The organism is Streptococcus sp. 544, from assembly GCF_013277385.1.
Taxonomy (GTDB): domain Bacteria; phylum Bacillota; class Bacilli; order Lactobacillales; family Streptococcaceae; genus Streptococcus; species Streptococcus mitis_BA.
On the sequence record NZ_VMMU01000006.1, the window covers coordinates 325,495 to 346,489 of the forward strand.

The 20,995-nt window shown below is 40.0% G+C and carries 17 protein-coding genes, 1 tRNA gene and 1 riboswitch; of the genes, 13 read left to right on the forward strand and 5 right to left on the reverse strand.

Annotated features, from left to right (window positions below; genetic code table 11):
• The first annotated feature begins 67 nt into the window (after positions 1–67).
• From HT728_RS04310 to HT728_RS04325, 4 genes are all read left to right on the forward strand, one after another.
• A complete protein-coding gene (locus HT728_RS04310; protein WP_173233979.1) occupies positions 68–1,459 on the forward strand; it encodes an amino acid permease in 1,392 nt (463 codons plus the stop codon).
• A gap of 142 nt (positions 1,460–1,601) precedes the next feature.
• Entirely contained in the window at positions 1,602–2,519 is a 918-nt protein-coding gene (gene adcAII, locus HT728_RS04315; RefSeq protein WP_173233981.1) for a zinc-binding lipoprotein AdcAII, read from the forward strand.
• 7 nt (positions 2,520–2,526) lie between these two features.
• Positions 2,527–5,619 (forward strand): pneumococcal-type histidine triad protein, encoded by a 3,093-nt coding sequence (locus HT728_RS04320; RefSeq protein ID WP_173233983.1) that lies wholly within the window; start codon positions 2,527–2,529, stop codon positions 5,617–5,619.
• A gap of 210 nt (positions 5,620–5,829) precedes the next feature.
• Positions 5,830–9,360: a pneumococcal-type histidine triad protein gene (locus HT728_RS04325; RefSeq protein ID WP_173233985.1), complete on the forward strand. Its 3,531-nt coding sequence runs from the start codon at positions 5,830–5,832 to the stop codon at positions 9,358–9,360.
• A gap of 53 nt (positions 9,361–9,413) precedes the next feature.
• Here the strand turns inward: HT728_RS04325 and pepT are convergent, their stop codons facing one another.
• Positions 9,414–10,637: a peptidase T gene (pepT, locus tag HT728_RS04330; RefSeq protein WP_172921652.1), complete on the reverse strand. Its 1,224-nt coding sequence runs from the start codon at positions 10,635–10,637 to the stop codon at positions 9,414–9,416.
• 154 nt (positions 10,638–10,791) lie between these two features.
• On the opposite strand from pepT, the gene hemH reads away from it, so the two are divergent.
• A complete protein-coding gene (gene hemH / locus HT728_RS04335; protein ID WP_173233987.1) occupies positions 10,792–11,886 on the forward strand; it encodes a ferrochelatase in 1,095 nt (364 codons plus the stop codon).
• 40 nt (positions 11,887–11,926) lie between these two features.
• Here the strand turns inward: hemH and mscL are convergent, their stop codons facing one another.
• Together mscL and HT728_RS04345 are read right to left on the reverse strand one after the other, a co-directional pair.
• Positions 11,927–12,304 (reverse strand): large conductance mechanosensitive channel protein MscL, encoded by a 378-nt coding sequence (gene mscL, locus HT728_RS04340; RefSeq protein ID WP_000916792.1) that lies wholly within the window; start codon positions 12,302–12,304, stop codon positions 11,927–11,929.
• 81 nt (positions 12,305–12,385) lie between these two features.
• The gene (locus tag HT728_RS04345) at positions 12,386–12,817 is read right to left on the reverse strand and encodes a GtrA family protein (RefSeq protein WP_173233989.1); all 432 of its coding nucleotides are present in this window, start codon (positions 12,815–12,817) and stop codon (positions 12,386–12,388) included.
• A gap of 28 nt (positions 12,818–12,845) precedes the next feature.
• Positions 12,846–12,942, forward strand: a riboswitch (PreQ1 riboswitch).
• On the opposite strand from HT728_RS04345, the gene HT728_RS04350 reads away from it, so the two are divergent.
• The 4 genes from HT728_RS04350 (at position 12,940) to dapA (ending at position 16,043) form a co-directional block, all read left to right on the forward strand.
• Positions 12,940–13,449: a QueT transporter family protein gene (locus HT728_RS04350; RefSeq protein WP_000737071.1), complete on the forward strand. Its 510-nt coding sequence runs from the start codon at positions 12,940–12,942 to the stop codon at positions 13,447–13,449. (Overlaps the previous riboswitch by 3 nt.)
• A 99-nt stretch (positions 13,450–13,548) precedes the next feature.
• Positions 13,549–13,621: transfer RNA gene (locus HT728_RS04355), tRNA-Thr, on the forward strand.
• 354 nt (positions 13,622–13,975) lie between these two features.
• Complete coding sequence (locus tag HT728_RS04360) at positions 13,976–15,052, forward strand: aspartate-semialdehyde dehydrogenase (RefSeq protein ID WP_119947698.1); 1,077 nt, start codon at positions 13,976–13,978, stop codon at positions 15,050–15,052.
• Positions 15,053–15,107: 55 nt separating this feature from the next.
• On the forward strand, positions 15,108–16,043 hold the full coding sequence (dapA, locus tag HT728_RS04365) for a 4-hydroxy-tetrahydrodipicolinate synthase (RefSeq protein ID WP_173233991.1): 936 nt from the start codon (positions 15,108–15,110) through the stop codon (positions 16,041–16,043).
• Between the two features lie 46 nt (positions 16,044–16,089).
• On the opposite strand, the gene mnmE is transcribed toward dapA, so the two are convergent.
• Positions 16,090–17,463 carry a tRNA uridine-5-carboxymethylaminomethyl(34) synthesis GTPase MnmE gene (gene mnmE / locus HT728_RS04370; RefSeq protein ID WP_173233993.1) on the reverse strand — a complete coding sequence of 458 codons (1,374 nt, stop codon included), beginning with the start codon at positions 17,461–17,463 and terminating at the stop codon, positions 16,090–16,092.
• A 137-nt stretch (positions 17,464–17,600) separates the two neighbouring features.
• A complete protein-coding gene (locus HT728_RS04375) occupies positions 17,601–17,783 on the reverse strand; it encodes a 4-oxalocrotonate tautomerase (RefSeq protein WP_001117401.1) in 183 nt (60 codons plus the stop codon).
• 122 nt (positions 17,784–17,905) lie between these two features.
• Between HT728_RS04375 and HT728_RS04380 the strand changes: the two genes are divergently transcribed.
• From HT728_RS04380 to HT728_RS04395, 4 genes are read left to right on the forward strand one after another with little or no spacing between them, the layout of a single operon-like run.
• Positions 17,906–18,496 (forward strand): thymidine kinase, encoded by a 591-nt coding sequence (locus HT728_RS04380; RefSeq protein WP_173233995.1) that lies wholly within the window; start codon positions 17,906–17,908, stop codon positions 18,494–18,496.
• Positions 18,493–19,572, forward strand: coding sequence for a peptide chain release factor 1 (prfA, locus tag HT728_RS04385; RefSeq protein WP_173233997.1), 1,080 nt, complete (start codon positions 18,493–18,495; stop codon positions 19,570–19,572). The genes HT728_RS04380 and prfA overlap by 4 nt, the downstream gene beginning before the upstream one ends.
• Positions 19,572–20,408: a peptide chain release factor N(5)-glutamine methyltransferase gene (gene prmC / locus HT728_RS04390; RefSeq protein ID WP_173233999.1), complete on the forward strand. Its 837-nt coding sequence runs from the start codon at positions 19,572–19,574 to the stop codon at positions 20,406–20,408. Before prfA ends, prmC begins: the two co-directional genes overlap by 1 nt.
• The gene (locus HT728_RS04395) at positions 20,392–20,994 is read left to right on the forward strand and encodes an L-threonylcarbamoyladenylate synthase (protein ID WP_173234001.1); all 603 of its coding nucleotides are present in this window, start codon (positions 20,392–20,394) and stop codon (positions 20,992–20,994) included. The genes prmC and HT728_RS04395 overlap by 17 nt, the downstream gene beginning before the upstream one ends.
• Position 20,995 lies beyond the last annotated feature (1 nt).

Sequence of the window (20,995 nt, forward strand, 5' to 3'; positions counted from 1 at the left end):
TATAAATATTCACAAATATCCTATATTTATGGTAAAATAGAATCATCATTTTATTTAGGAGTCAAATATGAATATATTTAGAACAAAGAATGTAAGTTTGGATAAAACGGAGATGCACAGGCATTTGAAGTTATGGGATTTGATTTTGCTGGGTATCGGAGCCATGGTAGGGACAGGCGTCTTTACAATAACAGGTACTGCAGCCTCAACTCTAGCTGGTCCAGCCCTAGTGATTTCAATCGTTATTTCTGCCTTGTGTGTGGGATTATCAGCTCTCTTTTTTGCAGAATTTGCCTCACGAGTACCTGCTACAGGTGGTGCCTACAGTTATCTCTATTCTATTTTAGGAGAATTTCCAGCTTGGTTGGCTGGCTGGTTAACCATGATGGAGTTCATGACAGCCATATCTGGTGTGGCTTCGGGTTGGGCAGCTTATTTTAAAGGCTTGCTCTCTCAATACGGGATAGCCCTTCCTCAGGCTTTAAATGGTACCTTTAATCCTCAAGCTGGGACATTTGTTGATTTATTGCCTATTCTTGTCTTGGTCTTGGTGACTTCACTTGTTTTACTAAATGCCAAGGCAGCCTTACGCTTTAATTCTATTCTAGTGATTTTGAAATTTTCCGCTTTAGCTCTCTTTGTTTTAGTAGGAATTTGGCATATCAAACTTGATAACTGGAGTAATTTTGCTCCTTATGGTTTTGGACAAATCTATGGCGCTAGTACTGGTATTATGGCTGGTGCGTCCTTGATGTTCTTCGGTTTTTTGGGATTTGAATCCATCTCTATGGCTGTAGATGAGGTCAAGACTCCTCAAAAAAATATTCCTAGAGGGATTGTCTTATCGCTTTCTATCGTAACCATTCTTTATGCCTTGGTGACGCTTGTCTTAACTGGTGTAGTTCACTATAGCCATCTAAATGTCGATGATGCCGTTGCCTTTGCCCTTCGTAGTGTTGGGATTAGTTGGGCAGCCAACTATGTGTCATTAGTGGCTATCTTGACCTTGATTACAGTTTGTATTTCGATGACCTATGCCCTATCGCGTATGATTTACAGTTTAGCGCGCGATGGCTTAATGCCTGCTGCCTTTAAAGAACTAACGAAGACAAGTAAGGTACCAAAAAATGCTACTATCTTGACAGGTCTAGCTTCAGCAGTAGCAGCAGGAATGTTCCCACTAGCTAGTATTGCAGCCTTCTTAAACATTTGTACCTTGGCCTACTTGATCATGCTGGCTTACGGCTTGATTCGCTTACGGAAAGAAAAAGGAATGCCCAAAGCGGGCGAATTTAAAACACCCTTGGTACCCTTATTACCGATTTTATCAATCATCATTTGTTTATCCTTTATGTTACAGTATAATATGGAAACCTGGATTGCTTTCTTGATTGCCTTGTTGATAGGAAGTATTATTTACTTCACTTATGGTTATAAGCATTCTACTATAGAAGAATAAAGTGAGAATCTGTTGAGTTGTTGAAACTCAGCAGATTTTTATATGTGAAAGAAATTTCAAATTTTTTCTAAAAATATCTTGACAGATTAAATTTTTAGGAGTAGAATGTTTACTAGTTAATTAAATGGTTAAGGAGTTGTTCATGAAGAAACAAAATTTATTTTTAGTCTTGTTAAGTGTTTTTCTATTATTGCTAGGAGCCTGTAGTCAAAAGGAAAGCCAGACAGGAAAGGGGATGAAAATTGTGACCAGTTTTTATCCTATCTACGCTATGGTTAAGGAAGTATCTGGTGACTTGAATGATGTTCGGATGATTCAGTCAAGTAGTGGGATTCATTCTTTTGAACCTTCGGCAAATGACATCGCGGCCATCTATGATGCAGATGTCTTTGTTTATCATTCTCATACACTCGAATCTTGGGCAGGAAGTCTGGATCCAAATCTAAAAAAATCCAAAGTTAAGGTTTTAGAGGCTTCTGAGGGAATGACCTTGGACCGCGTCCCAGGGCTAGAAGATGTGGAAGCAGGGGATGGAGTTGATGAAAAAACGCTCTATGACCCTCACACTTGGCTAGATCCTGAAAAAGCTGGTGAAGAAGCTCAGATTATCGCTGATAAACTTTCAGAGGTGGATAGTGAGCATAAAGAAACTTACCAGAAAAATGCGCAAGCCTTTATCAAAAAAGCTCAAGAACTAACTAAGAAATTTCAGCCTAAATTTGAAAAAGCGACTCAGAAAACATTTGTAACACAACATACAGCCTTTTCTTATCTAGCTAAGAGATTTGGGCTTCATCAACTTGGTATTGCAGGCATCTCTCCTGAACAAGAACCAAGTCCAAGACAACTAACAGAAATTCAGGAATTTGTTAAAACCTATAAGGTTAAAACGATTTTTACAGAAAGTAACGCTTCTTCAAAAGTAGCTGAAACTCTTGTCAAATCAACAGGTGTGGGTCTTAAAACTCTGAATCCTTTAGAGGCAGACCCACAAAATGACAAGACTTACCTAGAAAATCTTGAAGAAAATATAAGTGTTTTAGCAGAAGAATTAAAGTGAGGAAAGAATGAAAATCAATAAAAAATATGTAGCGGGTTCAGTGGCAGTCCTTGCCCTAAGTGTTTGTTCCTATGAACTTGGACGGTACCAAGCTGGTCAGGCTAAGAAAGAGTCTAATCGAGTTGCTTATATAGACGGTGATCAGGCTGGTCAAAAGGCAGAAAATTTGACACCAGATGAAGTCAGTAAGAGAGAGGGAATCAACGCCGAACAAATTGTTATCAAGATTACGGATCAAGGTTATGTGACCTCTCATGGAGACCATTATCATTACTATAATGGCAAGGTTCCTTATGATGCCATCATCAGTGAAGAACTGCTGATGAAAGATCCGAATTATCAGTTGAAGGATTCAGACATTGTCAATGAAATCAAGGGTGGCTATGTCATTAAGGTAAACGGTAAATACTATGTTTACCTTAAAGATGCGGCCCATGCGGACAATATTCGGACAAAAGAAGAGATTAAACGTCAGAAGCAGGAACACAGTCATAATCATAATGCAAGCACAGATAATGCTGTTGCTGTAGCCAGAGCCCAAGGACGCTATACAACGGATGATGGTTATATCTTCAATGCCTCTGATATTATAGAAGATACGGGTGATGCTTATATTGTCCCTCACGGCAATCACTTCCACTATATTCCTAAGAGTGACTTGTCTGCTAGTGAATTAGCTGCTGCCCAAGCCTTCCTATCTGGAAAAGGCGGTCAATTAAGTACGGTTGAATATCGTTCTAGCAGGGGAGAAACAAGATCTAGTGTGAGAACGAGTCAATCTGGAACTCCTCAAAATCCTGCAACAGATTCTGAAAGTCAAAGTGAGGATTTAGCTAGTCTCCTTCAAGAATTGTATGCTTTGCCACTTAGCCAACGTCATGTGGAGTCTGATGGATTAGTATTTGACCCAGCACAGATTATAAAACGTACTGCAAATGGTGTGGCAGTTCCTCACGGGGATCATTTCCATTTCATTCCGTATTCACAAATGTCTGCTTTGGAAGAAAAATTGGCTCGAAATCTACCAATTGGAGGTCGGCCAGTTCAAAAGCATTCTGATAATACGAAACCAAGCAGTACAGATAAACTAGGTTCAACCATTAAACCAAACTTTAATCTCAATACGCCGGCACCGAATAGAGCAACTGGAGGAGCCTATACAACAGATGATGGGTATGTCTTTAGTCCGACAGATGTGATTGAAGATACAGGTGACGCTTTTATTGTACCGCATGGTAACCATTTTCACTATATACCAAAAGGCGCTTTGTCTGCAGGGGAATTGGCTGCAGCCCAAGCCTATTGGAATGGGAAGCAGGGGTCTCGTCCTTCTTCAAGTTTTAGTCATAATGCAAACCCAGCTCAACCAAGCTTGTCAGAGAACCACAATCTAACTGTCACTCCAACTTATCATCAAAATCAAGGGGAAGACATTTCAAGCCTTTTACGTGAATTGTATGCCAAACCTTTGTCAGAACGACATGTGGAATCGGATGGCTTGGTATTCGACCCAGCACAAATAACAGATCGTACAGCAAATGGTGTTGCTGTGCCTCACGGAAATCATTATCACTTTATCCCTTATTCACAAATGTCTGATTTAGAGCAGAAGATTGCAAGAATGATTCTGTTAAAAGGGCAAAATGGTGCAGTCGTGCCAGGAATGCATTATTTGAAACCAGCACCAAAACCGCAAGCTCAACCGTCAACTGAGAAAAAACAAACTAATTTTGCAGTAGAACAGGTTGTTAGAAAAGTTGGAAAAGGATATGTTGTGGAAATTGCTGGTGTCAGTCACTATGTTTTTGCTAAAGACTTGGCTAAGGATAAGATTGATGCTATTGAAAATCTCTTGTCTAAGAAAACTCAAGAGACACATGCTCTAGTTGCGAAGAAAGAAAACGTCTCTTCTCGTGACAAAGAATTTTATGATAAAGCTTACAATCTGTTAACCCAGGCTCATAAAGCCTTGTCTGAAAATAAGGGGCGTGCTGTTGATTTCCAAGCCTTAGACAAATTAGCAGAACGCTTGAATAATGAATCTTCTAATAATAAAGTAAAATTGGTAGATGATTTATTGGCATTTCTAGCACCGATTACCCACCCAGAACGCCTTGGCAAACCAAATGCTCAAATTGCCTATACAAACGATGAAATTAAATTAGCGAAATTAGCAGGTAAATATACAACCTCAGATGGCTACATTTTTGACGAACATGATATTGAAAGTGATGCAGGAAATGCCTACGTCACTCCACACTTGAACCATAGCCACTGGATTAAAAAAGACAGCTTATCTGAAGCTGAAAGGGCAGCAGCTCAGGCTTATGCTAAAGAAAAAGGCTTACAAGCTCCAAATTCTACTGAAGCAAAACCAGAGGCAACAGGGACAGAAGCTATCTATAACCGCGTAACAGCTGAGAACAAGGTACCATTAGAAAAAATACCAAATCATTTACAGTATACTGTAGCTGTACAGAATGGTTACTTTATAATTCCTCACTTTGATCACTATCATAATCTTAAGTTTGCATGGTTTGACGAAGGACTCTATAAGGCACCTGAGGGTTATACCTTAGAAGATTTATTTGCGACTGTAAAATACTACGTTGAACATCCGGACCAACGTCCTCATTCAGATAATGGTTGGGGTAATGCTAGCGACCATGTTCGTAAAAATAAGGCAGACCAAGACGGTAAACCTGATGAAAATAAGGAACATGATGAAGTAAGTGAGCCAACTCGCTCTGAATCTGATGAAAAAGAGAATCACGCTGGTTTAAATCCTTCAGCAGATAATCTTTATAAACCGAGCACTGATGAAGACGAGACAGAGGAAGAAGCTGAAGATACTACAGAAGAGCCAGAAGTCCATCAAGTAGAGACTGAAAAAGTGGAAGCCAAACTCAAAGAAGTAGAAGCTTTACTTGATAAAGTAACGGATGCTAGTCTGAAAGCTACTGCGACTGAAACCCTGGCTAGTTTACGAGGTAACTTGAGCCTGCAAACCATGGATAATAATGACATCATGACAGAGGCAGAAAAATTACTTGCTTTGTTAAAAGGTAGTGAGTCAGTTACGACGAAACCAGAAGCATAAGTTTATCCTATTAAATCAAGATGATGTAAGAGTCAGTAGTAATACTGGCTTTTATTTTTTTAAATGATATAAAAATCTTGACAGATAAACTTAAAAAAGGTAAACTATTTACTGGTTAATTAAATGGTTAAATAACCAGTTTAGAAAAATTGTTTAACCGAGAAAAAGAAGTTGAGAAAAAGCTTCATCATTTATTGAAATGAGGGATTTATGAAATTCAGTAAAAAGTATATAGCAGCCGGATCAGCTGTTATCGTATCCTTGAGTCTATGTGCATATGCACTAAACCAGCATCGATCGCAGGAAAATAAGGACAATAATCGTGTCTCTTATGTGGATGGTAGTCAGTCCAGTCAGAAAAGTGAAAACTTGACACCAGACCAGGTCAGCCAAAAAGAAGGAATTCAGGCTGAGCAAATTGTCATCAAAATTACAGATCAGGGCTATGTGACGTCACACGGTGACCACTATCATTACTATAATGGGAAAGTTCCTTATGATGCCCTCTTTAGTGAAGAACTCTTGATGAAGGATCCAAACTATCAACTTAAGGATGGAGATATTGTCAATGAGGTCAAGGGTGGTTATATCATCAAGGTCGATGGAAAATATTATGTTTACCTGAAAGATGCAGCTCATGCTGATAATGTTCGAACCAAAGATGAAATCAATCGTCAAAAACAAGAACATGTCAAAGATAATGAGAAGGTCAGCTCTGATGTTGCTGTAGCAAGGTCTCAGGGACGTTATACGACAGATGATAGTTATGTCTTTAATCCAGCTGATATTATCGAAGATACGGGTGATGCTTATATCGTTCCCCACGGAGGTCACTATCACTACATTCCAAAAAGTGATTTGTCTGCTAGTGAATTAGCAGCAGCAAAAGCTCATCTAGCTGGGAAAAATACTCAACCGAGTCAGTTAAGCTATTCTTCAGCAGCTAGTGACAATAACACGCAATCTGTAGCACAAGGCTCAACTAGCAAGTCAGAAAGCAAAGTTGAAAATCTCCAAAGTCTATTGAAAGAACTCTATGATTCACCTAGCGACCAACGTTACAGTGAATCAGATGGTCTGGTTTTTGACCCTGCTAAGATTATCAGCCGTACGGCAAATGGAGTTGCGATTCCGCATGGCGACCATTATCACTTTATTCCTTACAGCAAGCTTTCTGCCTTAGAAGAAAAGATTGCTAGAATGGTGCCTATAGGCGGGACTGATTCTACGGTCTCTACAAATGAAAAACCTCATGAAGTAGCGTCTAGTCTAGGAAGTCTTTCAAGTAGTCCATCTACTTTGAATCATGCCTCATTACTTACAAATAAGCCTATCTCTTCAACATCTGATGGCTATATCTTTAATCCTAAAGATATTGTCGAAGAAACTGCTACAGCCTATATTGTAAGACATGGTGATCATTTCCATTACATTCCAAAATCAACCGTAATTGGGCAACCGACTCTTCCAAACAATGGTCTAACAACACCTTCGCCATCTCTTTCAGCCAATCCTGGTGTTTCACATGTGGAACATGAAGAAGATGGTCATGATTTTGATGTCAATCGAATTATCAGAGAAGATGAAGCAGGATTTATCATGAGTCACGGCGACCACAACCATTACTTCTTCAAGAAGGATTTGACAGCAGACCAAATTAAGGCAGCGCAAGACCACTTGAAAGGTGCAAATACAACAACACCAAGTCCAGCTCATGATGCCGATGACGATCATGATGAAGATGCACATGGTCATCACCATGACGAACATGGCCATGATTTTGATGCTGATCGTGTCATCAGTGAAGATGATCAAGGATTTGTTATGAGTCACGGGGACCACAATCATTACTTCTATAAGAAGGATTTGACAGCAGAACAAATTAAGGCTGCACAGGACCATTTGAAAACACATCATGATGCAGAGCCTGTAAAACCTCTTGCTAAAACGGTAGAGTCTTTCTCAAGAGATGCTAGCGATGAAGAAAAAATTGCTTACATTTCTAAGACCTATGGGGTTCCACTTGAAGCGATTAGAATTTCAAACGGATTCTTTGTTTTTGGAAATCCAGACCAAGCCTACGATCCAACTCATATTCATCCTTATGCTGTTCGTAAGGAACATGTTCGACTTCCACTCCAAACTGGAAATCCAGAACTTGATTTCCTAAATGAACTTTATACGACTGCCTTACGTGATGGTGTGTCTCCTTATCGTTTGCAGGTTGAAAACGGTAGTTTTGTCATTCCTCATGGCGACCACAATCACTACATCAAGGTTCAAACCAAGGGCTATGAAGTGGCTTTGAAAAACAAGATTCCAGCTCTTCAATCCAACTATCAACCTGGAGCTTTTGATGAGAAGGCAGTTTTGGCAAAAGTAGATCAACTTCTAGCTGAAAGTCGAAACGTCTATAAAGAAGATCCAATCAAACAAAGACAGATTGAGTTAGCCTTAGGTCAGTTTACTGAAAACATGAAGAAATTGGCAACTAACTCTACAGCGGGTTATCTTGCGACACTTGATCTCTTTGATAAGCAATATATCCATATCGATGAAAGTGTCAAACCTGTTGAAACAAGTGCTTTAGATAAGAAATATCAGGTCTTGATTGATAAAATCAACACACTGGATACAGACTCTTATGGGCTTCCTAAGAAAGACCTTCTCGTTAAACTTCAAGAAGCTAAGTTAGCTAAAGATGAGGCTGGTTTAGCAGCGGTTGAATCACAACTGCAAGCTTTACAAGACTTTAATGATCGTACTGGTGATACAACAGTGAAATATATCAAGTACTTCTATGAGCATGTAAACGATGGTCGTTTAAGTGATGAGCTTCGTAATAAAGTAGCTAATTTGACTTTTACTTTATATCAATCCCAATCCTTCCGTAAGGCTGTGGACTTGAATAAATTGTTCCCAAGCATTTATCAAACAAAACAAGAAGTAGAAGATGCTTTGAAAAATCAGTCAGCTTCTACAAAAGTAAATGAAACAGTTTTAGATAAAGAAAAAGTTGATAGTCAATCTGCTAAGCAAGCAATTTATGAATTCCTGAAAGATCTTTATCCTGATCTTAAAAAAGAAGAGCATGTTAATCATGTTAGCAAGGAAGAAGTAGAAAGTCTTTTGAGCAAGGCAACTCAACTCTTAGAGCAAATCCAAGAAGAAGGAATCAGACAATCCTTGGAAGAAGAAGTAGAAAATCTCAAAGCTGCTACAAACAAGGCTGATGCAGACTTGGATGAAGTAAACAGCCAGATAAAAGATGTCTTGACTCGTATCGCCAGCGCCCTTCAACAAGAAAAGGAAAATGCTGAACAAGATCCTCAGACACTTGTACTCTATCAAAAACTCTACAATATTCTCATATCGCTTCACTCTTATTTAGAAAGTAATAATGGTTCTGATGAGGACTTTGATAAGGTGGATGCTCTACTAGATCAACTTTCTGCTAAGAGTAAAGACAAAGCAGCTTTACTTGAATTGACAAAAGCTATTCTGGTCTTGAATCACCAAATCCAGTCAAAAGCTAGCGCAAGTGAAGAAGCAACTCCAGCAAGAAATGCTGAAGCAAATGGTGCTAACACCAGTGCTGAGAACCAACCAAACGCAACTGCAGAATCTAACAGTGAAACTGCTAGCGACGAAAACAAACCAAGCAATACAAGAGATTCTAAACCTGCTGAATTAGCTTCAGAAAAGGAAACAACAGAATCTACAACAAGTACTGGAAACTAAGAAAAACCAGTAGAATAAAAAGAAAGGCGAAGTAGCTGAGCTACCTCGTCTTTTTAGCCTTTATAAGCTACGATACCAATGATTGTATCAACTGCACGTTCCATAGTCTGAAGGCTAACGTATTCAAAACGTCCGTGCATATTCTCGCCGCCAGCAAAGATATTAGGGGTTGGGATTCCCATAAAGGAAATCTTAGAGCCGTCTGTTCCTCCACGAATTGGTTCGATAATAGGCGTGATACCCAGATCTTCCATAACGGCTTTAGCAATGGTAATTGGAGTCATATCTTTTTCAATGACTTCTTTCATATTGTAGTACTGATCTGTCAAGTTTAGGGTGACACGGTCGCTACCAAGTTCTTGATTCATCTGATCAGCGATAGACTGCATAGCTGCTTTACGCGCTTCAAAGGCATCTTTTTCAAAATCACGAATAATGTAGCTTGCACGCGCCTCCTCGACACTACCTGTCACATCCATTAGATGGTAAAAACCTTGGTAACCATCCGTTAACTCAGGTCGGTCATTTTCTGGAAGTTGATTGTGAAAATCAATTGCTAGCTGAAGGGCGTTGACCATTTGCCCTTTGGCAGTACCAGGGTGGACATTACGGCCTTGGAAATGCAATTCAGCCCCCGCTGCTGAAAAGGTCTCGTACTGAAGCTCACCTAGTGGGCCACCATCAACAGTGTAAGCAAAATCAACATCAAAATCTTCTGCATCAAATTTATTAGCACCAACACCGATTTCCTCATCTGGACCAAAACCAACACGAATTTCACAGTGCTTGATTTCAGGATGAGCAGTTAGATATTCAATGGCTGTCATAATTTCAGCAATACCAGACTTGTCATCAGCCCCCAGCAAGGTTGTTCCGTCGGTTGTGATGAGCGTTTGTCCTGGATATTTCTCAAGACTCTTGAAGTCGGCTGGATCCAGTTTAAAACCAGAATTTCCAAGTTCAATCACACCACCATCGTAGTTTTCAATTACCTGTGGATTGACTCCTTCAGCATTAAAATCAGCAGTATCCATGTGCGATATAAAACCAATCTTACGTGTTAAAGATGGATCATTGGCTGGCAAGGTCCCAATTGCAAAACCATTTGGTAGATAATAAACATTTTGTAATCCAACACGTTTCATTTCAGGGATAAGAACATTGGTTGCAAAGTCAACCTGACTCTGTGTACTTGGAGTAGTAGTAGAGTGTTCATTAGAGCGCGTGTTGACCTTAACGTAGGTTAGGAAGCGATCCAAGAGATTGGGATAAGTCATAAAAAAACTCCTTTTGAATTCATTTTTTCCATTGTATCATAGAAAAGAGAGAAAAACAAAAGACAGAAGTTAGGGAAATTCGCTATGTTGGCGTTTACTTATTAATGGATAAATGATAAAATAAACTTGATAAAAATATCACAAGGAAGCGATTATGAAAAAAGCAATTTTAATGATGACTTTCGGTTCGCCAGAAGAGATTACCTTTGAAGGTGTGGCTGATTTTTTCACAAATATTCGTCGTGGAGTGAGACCTCAAGACCACGAGATTCAAACTCTCTATGATAATTATGTAAGAATTGGAGGCACTCCTCTGCAAAGAATTACGCGTGAAGAGGTTGCCTTGGTAGAAGCTAGATTGGGAAATGAATATAGTGTCTATTTTGCCAATAAATTTTCCAGACCCTTTATTCCAGATGTGATTGGTCAGATGGAAGCAGACGGTATTGAACAGTGTATTTGCTTGATTTTGGAGCCTCATTATTCTTTTTACTCTGTCATGGGTTATGAGAAATTTTTAGAAAGCAAACAAATTCAATTTTTAGTTATTAAGGATTGGTATCAAGAAGAAGCGCTCTTAAACTATTGGGCTGATGAAATTGCTAAGATTTTAAAAGAAGAAGTAAAGCAGGATAGCTTTAAAGTCATCTTTTCAGCCCACAGTGTGCCCATTTTTGCCTTGGATTTTGGCGATCCCTATATCGATCAAATTTTTGAAAATAGCAAGCTAGTCGCTGAAAAACTAGGCTTGAGTTCAGAACAATATACCAATACTTGGCAGAGTGAGAGTGATATCGGTATTCCATGGATTAAGCCAGATGTTTTGGAGTATCTCAGAGAACAGACAGAACATCCAGACCATTATATTTTTGTTCCTATCAGCTTCATTAGCGAGCATATTGAAGTCTTGTTTGACAATGATGTGGAATGTTATGACTTATGTCAGGAATTGGGTGTGACCTACCATCGTCCACCAATGCCAAATACGGATTCTCGTTTAATTGATGCCTTGGTCAATACAGTCAGAGCCAATGAACATCAAGAGTTTAAGGAATTTCTCCCAGAAGAAGAAACCTTTGATGAGTTAGTGCCTTCAGATGAGACTAAAAATATCTTAGCCGAATCTCAAGATTTACAAATGCCAGAATTTGTGAAAAAATTGATTGAGAAAAAAGGTCGGGAGAATGTCAAGATGCCTTATCTTATCAAGAAAATGCTTGAAAAAGCAGGCAAGTTACCCAAAGAGTAAAGAGAAAGGATTTAGCTTTGCGCTAGATCCTTTTAAACGATTATTTTTTCTCAAGGAGAGCTTTGATTTCCTGAAGTACTTCCAATTCGGTTGGTTTTTTTTCGTCAGTTTTTTCTTCCTTTATACCAGTCAGTTTCTGTGCTTTTTCAATACCCTTGATAATAAAGAAGAGGGCGGTACCGACAAAGATAAAATTGATAATAGCACTTAAAAAGTTACCATAGCCGACTCCATGCCAAGACAGTTGAGCGATACGTTCGACTTTAGCAGCTTTCAAAGCGGGATTTAAAATAAGAGGAGTGATAATGTCGTTTACAAGTGAAGTAACGATAGCACCAAAAGCAGAGGCAATGACAACACCGACAGCAAGGTCAATAACATTTCCTCGAAGCAAGAATGATTTTAGATTTTTTAACATATTGTTTTCCTTTCAACGTTTCGTGTTTCATTGTATCCTAAATCATTATAGAAGGCAATTAAAAGGCTCATAAATGGAGCATTATTTTCTAAAAATATAGATCTTGCTCAAGATATAATTGATGATAATAATGAGTATTTGTGCAATTATTGTTTCAATAGTATTTATCTTATCAATGTCTTCATTTACAAATTGCCCTATGATATGAGGGAATTGAGTCACAAACAGAAAAGTAAATAGTAAATCTAACAGAAAAGTAGAAAGGCGAGCAAGAGAAAATTTCACTAAACGAATAAGCCGATTCTTCCTTGCTTGCTTAAATACAATCGTATCATTTGTGATAAAGGCAAAGAGGATACCAATAATATTTGCTAGGGCAGTAGCAAGGAGTTCCTGATGAGTTAGCTGATAAATGACTAGTCGTGAGAGAATCGAAACTAGAGTTGTTGCAAGGCCAAAAAAGAGATAGGCTAAGATTTCATTGTTAAAAAAATTTTGAATAGGTTTTTTCATGCTTTAAGTATAGCATAAAGCAGGCTATTGTGCTATACTAGTAAGGTTGATTGAGTCAACCCTTGGTGCTTAGCTTCTTTCACCAAGCATATTACACGCGGATAACCGCCAAAGGAGAAAAGATGAAAAAATTAACTATTCGTGATGTTGCAGATATTGCAATCGTCGCTGCTATCTATGTCGTTTTGACTGTCACACCGCCTCTAAATGCCATTAGCTATGGTGCTTATCAGTTCCGTATTTCAGAAATGATGAACTTTATGGCTTTTTACAATCCCAAGTACATCATCGGAGTTACTATCGGTTGTATGATTGCTAATTTCTTTAGCTTCGGACTGCTAGATGTCTTTGTTGGTGGTGGTTCAACCTTAGTATTCCTCAGTTTAGGTGTTTGGCTTTTTGCAAAATACAGCAAGGATTACCTCTTTAACGGATTGATTCGAAAAGATCATTTCTTCTTCTCAATCCTCTTTTCAATTTCCATGTTTACCATCGCTGCAGAGTTAAATATTGTAGCAGAATTACCATTCTTCCTTACTTGGTTTACAACAGGGATCGGTGAATTTGCCTCATTGATTATTGGAGCGATTATTATCGGTAAAATTGGTCGTCGAATCGATTTAAGCAAATAGAAGAAGACAAGCTAGGTAGCCTTTACCTGGCTTTTTCTTATAGAAAATTTCTAAGGAAACTTGACAAGCTTTTCTGATTATAGTATACTTTTCAAGTAAGCTGATTTAGCTCAGTTGGCAGAGCGCATCCATGGTAAGGATGAGGTCGCCGGTTCAATCCCGGCAATTAGCATGATAGAAACAAAATGACCTTGGGAGATCAAGGTTTTTCTTATCGACCTGTATAAATGAAGTTAAGGCGTTTTGGCTGTTGACAAAAGTCATTCTCTTTAGTAGAATAGAAGATGCGATGAGTCGATAGGTAGTCTTTGGACTACTATTGAGCATAAGGAGGTCATAACGCAGGAGCGGACCTTGATGAGTTGTGTGAACCTGCTCATCACATGAAGATGCCTCTTAGTCCCTAGTCTAGCGATTGGGGATTTTTATTTTCCAAAAAATGATGAAAAAGCTTTGCAATTCATGGAAAAAGTAGTATAATACTTCTATTATAGAAATTTTTAGAAAATTCCGAAAGAGGTTATGTATGGGATATACAGTTGCTGTAGTCGGCGCGACAGGTGCTGTCGGTGCTCAGATGATAAAAATGTTGGAAGAATCAACACTTCCAATCGATAAAATTCGTTTACTTGCTTCTGCACGTTCAGCAGGCAAGACTTTGAAATTTAAAGACCAAGACATTACGATTGAAGAAACGATTGAAACAGCTTTTGAAGGAGTTGACATTGCTCTCTTTTCAGCAGGCGGTTCTACATCAGCTAAGTATGCACCATACGCAGTTAAAGCTGGCGCGGTAGTAGTAGATAACACATCTTACTTCCGTCAAAATCCAGATGTTCCTTTGGTTGTTCCAGAGGTCAATGCTCATGCACTTGATGCCCACAACGGGATTATTGCTTGCCCTAACTGTTCAACAATCCAAATGATGGTAGCTCTTGAGCCAGTTCGCCAAAAATGGGGCTTGGACCGTATCATTGTTTCAACTTACCAAGCAGTTTCAGGTGCTGGTATGGGAGCGATTCTTGAAACACAACGTGAACTTCGTGAAGTCTTGAATGATGGGGTGAAACCACGTGATTTGCATGCGGAAATCTTGCCTTCAGGCGGTGACAAGAAACATTATCCTATCGCCTTCAATGCTCTTCCACAAATCGATGTCTTCACTGACAATGATTACACATACGAAGAGATGAAGATGACCAAGGAAACTAAGAAAATCATGGAAGATGATAGCATTGCAGTATCGGCAACATGTGTCCGTATTCCAGTCTTGTCAGCTCACTCTGAGTCTGTTTACATCGAAACAAAAGAAGTGGCTCCAATAGAAGAAGTCAAAGCAGCTATCGCAGCCTTCCCAGGCGCTGTTCTTGAAGATGATGTAGCTCATCAAATCTATCCGCAAGCCATCAATGCAGTAGGTTCACGTGATACCTTTGTTGGTCGTATCCGTAAAGACTTGGATGCTGAAAAAGGAATTCACATGTGGGTTGTTTCAGACAACCTTCTCAAAGGTGCTGCTTGGAACTCAGTTCAGATTGCTGAAACTCTCCACGAACGTGGATTGGTTCGTCCAACTGCCAAATTGAAATTTGAATTAAAATAGTCATATCGTTTAGGAGTTCAGATGAACTCCTTCTTTGAAATAGAGAGGTGTTTTCATGTCTTATCAAGATTTAAAAGAGTGTAAAATCATCACGGCCTTTATTACTCCCTTCCACGAGGATGGTTCCATCAACTTTGATGCTATTCCAGCCTTGATTGAGCATTTATTGGCCCATCATACAGATGGTATTCTTCTCGCAGGAACGACTGCTGAGAGTCCAACTTTGACCCACGATGAGGAGTTGGAACTCTTTGCGGCTGTACAAAAGATTGTCAATGGACGTGTCCCTTTGATTGCGGGTGTAGGTACCAATGATACGCGAGACTCGATCGAGTTTGTCAAAGAAGTAGCGGAATTTGGCGGTTTTGCTGCTGGTCTTGCTATTGTTCCTTACTACAACAAACCTTCTCAAGAAGGAATGTATCAGCACTTTAAGGCTATTGCAGATGCATCAGATTTGCCTATTATCATCTATAACATTCCAGGGCGTGTGGTTGTTGAATTAACTCCAGAAACCATGCTTCGTTTGGCTGACCATCCAAATATCATTGGTGTCAAAGAATGTACTAGCTTGGCCAATATGGCTTACTTGATTGAGCATAAGCCAGAAGAGTTCTTGGTCTATACTGGTGAGGATGGAGATGCTTTCCATGCCATGAACCTTGGTGCGGATGGGGTTATTTCTGTTGTATCCCATACAAATGGGGATGAAATGCACGAGATGTTTACTGCCATTGCGGAAAGCGATATGAAAAAAGCAGCGGCTATTCAGCGTAAATTCATTCCTAAAGTCAATGCCCTCTTCTCTTATCCAAGTCCTGCTCCTGTTAAGGCCGTTCTTAACTATATGGGATTTGAAGCTGGACCAACTCGATTACCTCTAGTTCCAGCACCAGAAGAAGATGCCAAACGTATTATCAAGGTTGTCGTAGATGGCGACTACGAAGCGACCAAGGCAACTGTAACAGGTGTCTTAAGACCAGATTACTAATAAAGATAATAAAATCCATGACCGTAAGAACGATCATGGATTTTTCTTATTTTCCTAAACAGAATTGGCTAAAGAGTTGGGTAATGAGTTCATCAGGAGCAGCATCCCCAGTGATTTCTCCGAGGATTTCCCAAGTTCGAGTCAAATCAACTTGAAGCAAGTCAACTGGCATACCTAGTTCAAGACCTTGGTTAACAGCTTGTAGGCTTTCAACGGCCTTCTCAATCAAGGAAATGTGACGGGCATTTGACAAGTAAGTAGCGTCTTGCTCAACCAAACCAGCATTTTCGAAGAAGAGGTTGTTGATTCTCTCTTCAATCTTATCGATATTTTGGTTTTTAAGAACTGAAATACGGATAACATCTTCAGGTAGTTCCGAAGTTTCAATCGCTTCAGGCAGGTCGGTTTTATTAAGAAGTATAATGCGGTTTGTATCTTGGCTAATATCAAGAAGTTGGCGATCTTGGGCTGTCAGCAGTTCACTAGCATTTAACACTAGTAGTACTAGGTCAGCTTCCTTGAGGGCTTTTTTCGAACGCTCAACACCTATTTGTTCCACAATGTCATCCGTTTCACGGATACCTGCTGTATCAATCAATTTGAGAGGAACACCATTGATGTTGACGTATTCTTCGATGACATCACGTGTGGTACCAGCAATGTCTGTAACGATAGCCTTGTCCTCACGTAAGAGGTTGTTGAGGAGGCTGGATTTTCCAACGTTCGGGCGTCCGATGATGGCAGTGGAAATTCCTTCACGAAGGATTTTACCACGGCGGGCTGTTCTAAGGAGATTGGTTAGTAATTGTTCAAACTCCATTGTCTTCTCTCGGACAACTGCAGTAGTAGCTTCCTCAACATCGTCATATTCAGGATAGTCGATATTAACCTCAACTTGGGCAAGTGTGTTGAGGATTTCTTGCCGGGTATTGTTAATCAGGTCAGAAAGGGAGCCGTCTAATTGCTTAACTGCAATGTTCATAGCCTTGTCAGTCTTAGCACGGATGATATCCATCACTGCCTCAGCCTGTGTCAAGTCTACGCGACCGTTTAAAAAGGCACGTTTAGTAAATTCACCAGGCTCAGCCAATCGAGCTCCTTCACGGATAGCTAGTTGGAGAATTTCATTGGTCACGGCAATCCCACCGTGAGTGTTAATCTCGATAATATCTTCACGAGTGAAGGTTTTTGGAGATTTCATGGCTCCAACCATGACTTCGTCCATGACTTTTCCTGTCTGAGGGTCAACGATGTGACCGTAGTTGAGAGTGTGGCTGGCAACCTTGTTCAAGTCTTTTCCTTTAAAAATCTTTTGCGCAATAGCAAAACTTTCTGTTCCGCTCAGGCGGACAATACCAATAGCCCCTTCACCTAGTGGAGTAGAGATAGCAGCGATGGTATCAAATTCACGTGTAATCATAATGTTTCCTTTAATTAATAGCTCTTTTCTTGGAAATTTTTCCAAGTCTCTTTTCAAATTGTAACAAATTTAGGCTATTTCTTCAATGGATGTTACTTGGAGATTGAAAAAGCCTAAGCAATTCTGCTTAAGCTAACTTATTTGGTGCGCATTTCCCCTTGTGGGAAGTAAGTTCCTTCTGGCATGTCGTTGATGATGACATGGACAGCAGATTGAGGGGCTCCAGTGTTACGGACAACCGCTTCCGTTACTTCCTTAGCAAGAGCTTTCTTTTGCTCGAGCGTGCGTCCTTCAAATAAATCGATGCGTACAAATGGCATAATGGCTTCCTCCACTAGTTTTGATTTCTTCTATTTTACCACATTTTGCCATTTAAAGCTTAAGAAAATTATGATATACTAGAATGTAGCAAAAATTTAGAAATGGACGTGAAGCAAGAAACATGGCACAGTTGTATTATCGTTATGGGACCATGAACTCTGGTAAGACGATTGAGATTCTCAAGGTGGCCTATAACTATGAGGAGCAAGGAAAAGGTGTTGTGATTATGACCTCAGCTCTTGATACTCGTGACGGTGTTGGCTATGTGTCGAGTCGTATTGGCATGAAACGCCCTGCCATTGCGATTGAAGAAACGACGGATATCTTTGGATTTATCCGAGACCTACCAGAAACACCTTACTGTGTGTTGGTCGATGAAGCCCAGTTTCTCAAACGTCATCATGTTTATGATCTAGCTCGTGTTGTTGATGAGTTAGACATACCCGTCATGGCTTTTGGCTTGAAAAATGACTTTCGTAATGAATTGTTCGAAGGTTCCAAGTATCTCTTGCTTTTAGCAGACAAGATTGACGAAATCAAGACCATCTGTCAGTATTGCAAGAAAAAGGCGACCATGGTGTTGCGTACACAGGATGGACTGCCCGTTTACGATGGAGAACAGATCCAGATTGGTGGTAATGAAACCTATATCTCGGTTTGCCGTAAACATTATTTTGCCCCTGAAATCAATAAGGAGAATGAAGAAAAATGAACATCTATGATCAACTACAAGCTGTAGAAGACCGTTATGAAGAATTAGGAGAATTGCTGAGTGACCCGGATGTGGTCTCTGACACCAAACGTTTTATGGAGCTTTCAAAAGAAGAAGCTTCAACTCGTGATACCGTAACAGCCTACCGTGAGTACAAACAAGTCCTTCAAAACATCGTTGATGCTGAAGAGATGATTAAGGAATCAGGTGGAGATGCGGACTTGGAAGAAATGGCCAAGCAAGAGCTCAAAGATGCCAAGGCTGAAAAAGAAGAATACGAAGAAAAATTGAAAATCTTGCTCCTTCCAAAGGATCCAAACGATGACAAGAATATCATCCTTGAAATCCGTGGAGCAGCTGGTGGAGACGAAGCGGCACTTTTCGCTGGAGATTTGCTAACCATGTATCAAAAGTATGCGGAAGCCCAAGGTTGGCGCTTTGAAGTCATGGAAGCCTCTATGAATGGTGTCGGTGGTTTTAAAGAAGTGGTTGCTATGGTTTCTGGTCAGTCGGTTTACTCTAAACTCAAGTACGAATCAGGTGCCCACCGTGTGCAACGTGTCCCTGTGACAGAAAGTCAAGGTCGTGTTCATACTTCGACAGCGACAGTTCTTGTCATGCCTGAAGTTGAAGAGATTGAATACGACATTGATCCAAAAGACCTTCGTGTCGACATCTATCACGCCTCTGGTGCTGGTGGACAGAACGTCAACAAGGTTGCGACTGCCGTTCGTATCGTTCACTTGCCAACCAATATCAAGGTCGAAATGCAGGAAGAACGTACTCAGCAGAAGAACCGTGAGAAGGCCATGAAAATCATCCGTGCGCGTGTTGCTGACCACTTTGCACAAATTGCTCAGGATGAACAAGACGCTGAGCGTAAGTCAACAATCGGTACTGGTGACCGTTCAGAACGGATTCGTACTTATAATTTCCCACAAAACCGTGTTACAGATCACCGTATCGGCTTAACCCTCCAAAAACTAGATACGATTTTATCTGGTAAATTGGACGAAGTTGTGGACGCCTTGGTGCTTTATGACCAAACACAAAAATTAGAAGAATTAAACAAATAATGAAATTAGCTCAATTATTTTCAGATTTTGAAGAAGAGTTGATAAGACAAGGAGAGGAAGCTGAAAGCCTCTCTTTTGTCTATCGTAGCCTGAAAAATCTATCTTTTACGGACTTTGTTTTTGCCCTCCAGAAAGAGGTAACAGAAGAAGCAGAACAATTTGTAAAAGGAATTTTCCAACAGTTGGCAGCTCATAAACCTGCCCAGTACATCATTGGACAGGCAGATTTTTATGGAATGCAGTTAAAAGTGGATGAGCGAGTATTGATCCCTCGTCCAGAAACAGAGGAGTTGGTGGAGCTTATCCTGGCTGAAAATCCTGAGAGGAATCTTTCTGTTCTGGATATTGGAACAGGTAGTGGAGCTATTGCTCTCGCTCTAGCAAAAAATAGACCAGATTGGTCAGTGACAGCAGCAGATATTTCCCAAAATGCTTTAGATTTAGCTAACGAAAATGCTAAAAATCAAAATCTTCAAATATTTTTAAAAAAATCTGACTGTTTTACAGAAATTTCTGAAAAATATGATATAATTGTTTCCAATCCACCCTATATCTCTCGTGAAGATGAGTCAGAGGTCGGCCTGAATGTTTTGCATTCGGAGCCTCATCTAGCTCTCTTTGCAGACGAGGATGGCCTAGCTATTTACCGTAGAATTGCGGAAGATGCAACAGACTATCTCAAAGACGGTGGCAAGATTTACCTTGAAATTGGATACAAGCAAGGTCAAAGTGTTCCTGAACTTTTTAGGAAACATCTTACTGAAAAGCGAGTACGAACACTCAAGGACCAATTTGGTCAAGATAGGATGGTCGTGGTTGATGATGGACAGGATTAAACAAGAGTTGGAAAATGGTGGAGCTGTCGTTTTACCTACAGAGACAGTTTACGGTCTTTTTGCTAAGGCCTTAGATGAAAAAGCAGTTAATCATGTATACCAGCTCAAACGTCGTCCTAGAGATAAGGCCCTCAATCTCAATATCGCCTCTCTCGAGGACATCTTGCACTTTTCTAAGAATCAGCCAACTTATCTACAAAAACTTGTAGAGACCTTTTTACCAGGTCCCTTGACCATTATTCTCGAAGCCAATGACCGAGTTCCCTATTGGGTCAATTCTGGTCTCGCGACTGTTGGATTTCGAATTCCCAGTCATCCCATCACGCTTGATTTGATTCGAAAGACAGGTCCCTTGATTGGGCCGTCTGCCAATATCTCAGGTCAGGCAAGTGGAGTAACCTTTGAACAAATTCTGAAGGATTTTGACCAAGAGGTTCTGGGTCTGGAAGACGATGCTTTTCTAACTGGACAAGATTCGACTATTATAGATTTGTCTGGAGACAAGGTGAAAATCTTACGCCAAGGGGCCATTAAGCGAGAAGATATTCTTGCTCGGTTGCCAGAGATTTCTTTGGAGGAGGCATGAA

Bases quoted from the DNA above. Each gene is read 5' to 3' on its own strand.
- mscL (WP_000916792.1), bottom strand. From the start codon at position 12,304: ATGTTAAAAAATCTAAAATCATTCTTGCTTCGAGGAAATGTTATTGAC.
- hemH (WP_173233987.1), top strand. From the start codon at position 10,792: ATGAAAAAAGCAATTTTAATGATGACTTTCGGTTCGCCAGAAGAGATT.
- mnmE (WP_173233993.1), bottom strand. From the start codon at position 17,463: ATGATTACACGTGAATTTGATACCATCGCTGCTATCTCTACTCCACTA.
- prfA (WP_173233997.1), top strand. From the start codon at position 18,493: ATGAACATCTATGATCAACTACAAGCTGTAGAAGACCGTTATGAAGAA.
- HT728_RS04380 (WP_173233995.1), top strand. From the start codon at position 17,906: ATGGCACAGTTGTATTATCGTTATGGGACCATGAACTCTGGTAAGACG.
- HT728_RS04360 (WP_119947698.1), top strand. From the start codon at position 13,976: ATGGGATATACAGTTGCTGTAGTCGGCGCGACAGGTGCTGTCGGTGCT.
- dapA (WP_173233991.1), top strand. From the start codon at position 15,108: ATGTCTTATCAAGATTTAAAAGAGTGTAAAATCATCACGGCCTTTATT.
- HT728_RS04320 (WP_173233983.1), top strand. From the start codon at position 2,527: ATGAAAATCAATAAAAAATATGTAGCGGGTTCAGTGGCAGTCCTTGCC.
- HT728_RS04350 (WP_000737071.1), top strand. From the start codon at position 12,940: ATGAAAAAATTAACTATTCGTGATGTTGCAGATATTGCAATCGTCGCT.
- prmC (WP_173233999.1), top strand. From the start codon at position 19,572: ATGAAATTAGCTCAATTATTTTCAGATTTTGAAGAAGAGTTGATAAGA.
- HT728_RS04345 (WP_173233989.1), bottom strand. From the start codon at position 12,817: ATGAAAAAACCTATTCAAAATTTTTTTAACAATGAAATCTTAGCCTAT.
- HT728_RS04310 (WP_173233979.1), top strand. From the start codon at position 68: ATGAATATATTTAGAACAAAGAATGTAAGTTTGGATAAAACGGAGATG.
- HT728_RS04325 (WP_173233985.1), top strand. From the start codon at position 5,830: ATGAAATTCAGTAAAAAGTATATAGCAGCCGGATCAGCTGTTATCGTA.
- HT728_RS04375 (WP_001117401.1), bottom strand. From the start codon at position 17,783: ATGCCATTTGTACGCATCGATTTATTTGAAGGACGCACGCTCGAGCAA.
- HT728_RS04395 (WP_173234001.1), top strand. From the start codon at position 20,392: ATGATGGACAGGATTAAACAAGAGTTGGAAAATGGTGGAGCTGTCGTT.
- adcAII (WP_173233981.1), top strand. From the start codon at position 1,602: ATGAAGAAACAAAATTTATTTTTAGTCTTGTTAAGTGTTTTTCTATTA.
- pepT (WP_172921652.1), bottom strand. From the start codon at position 10,637: ATGACTTATCCCAATCTCTTGGATCGCTTCCTAACCTACGTTAAGGTC.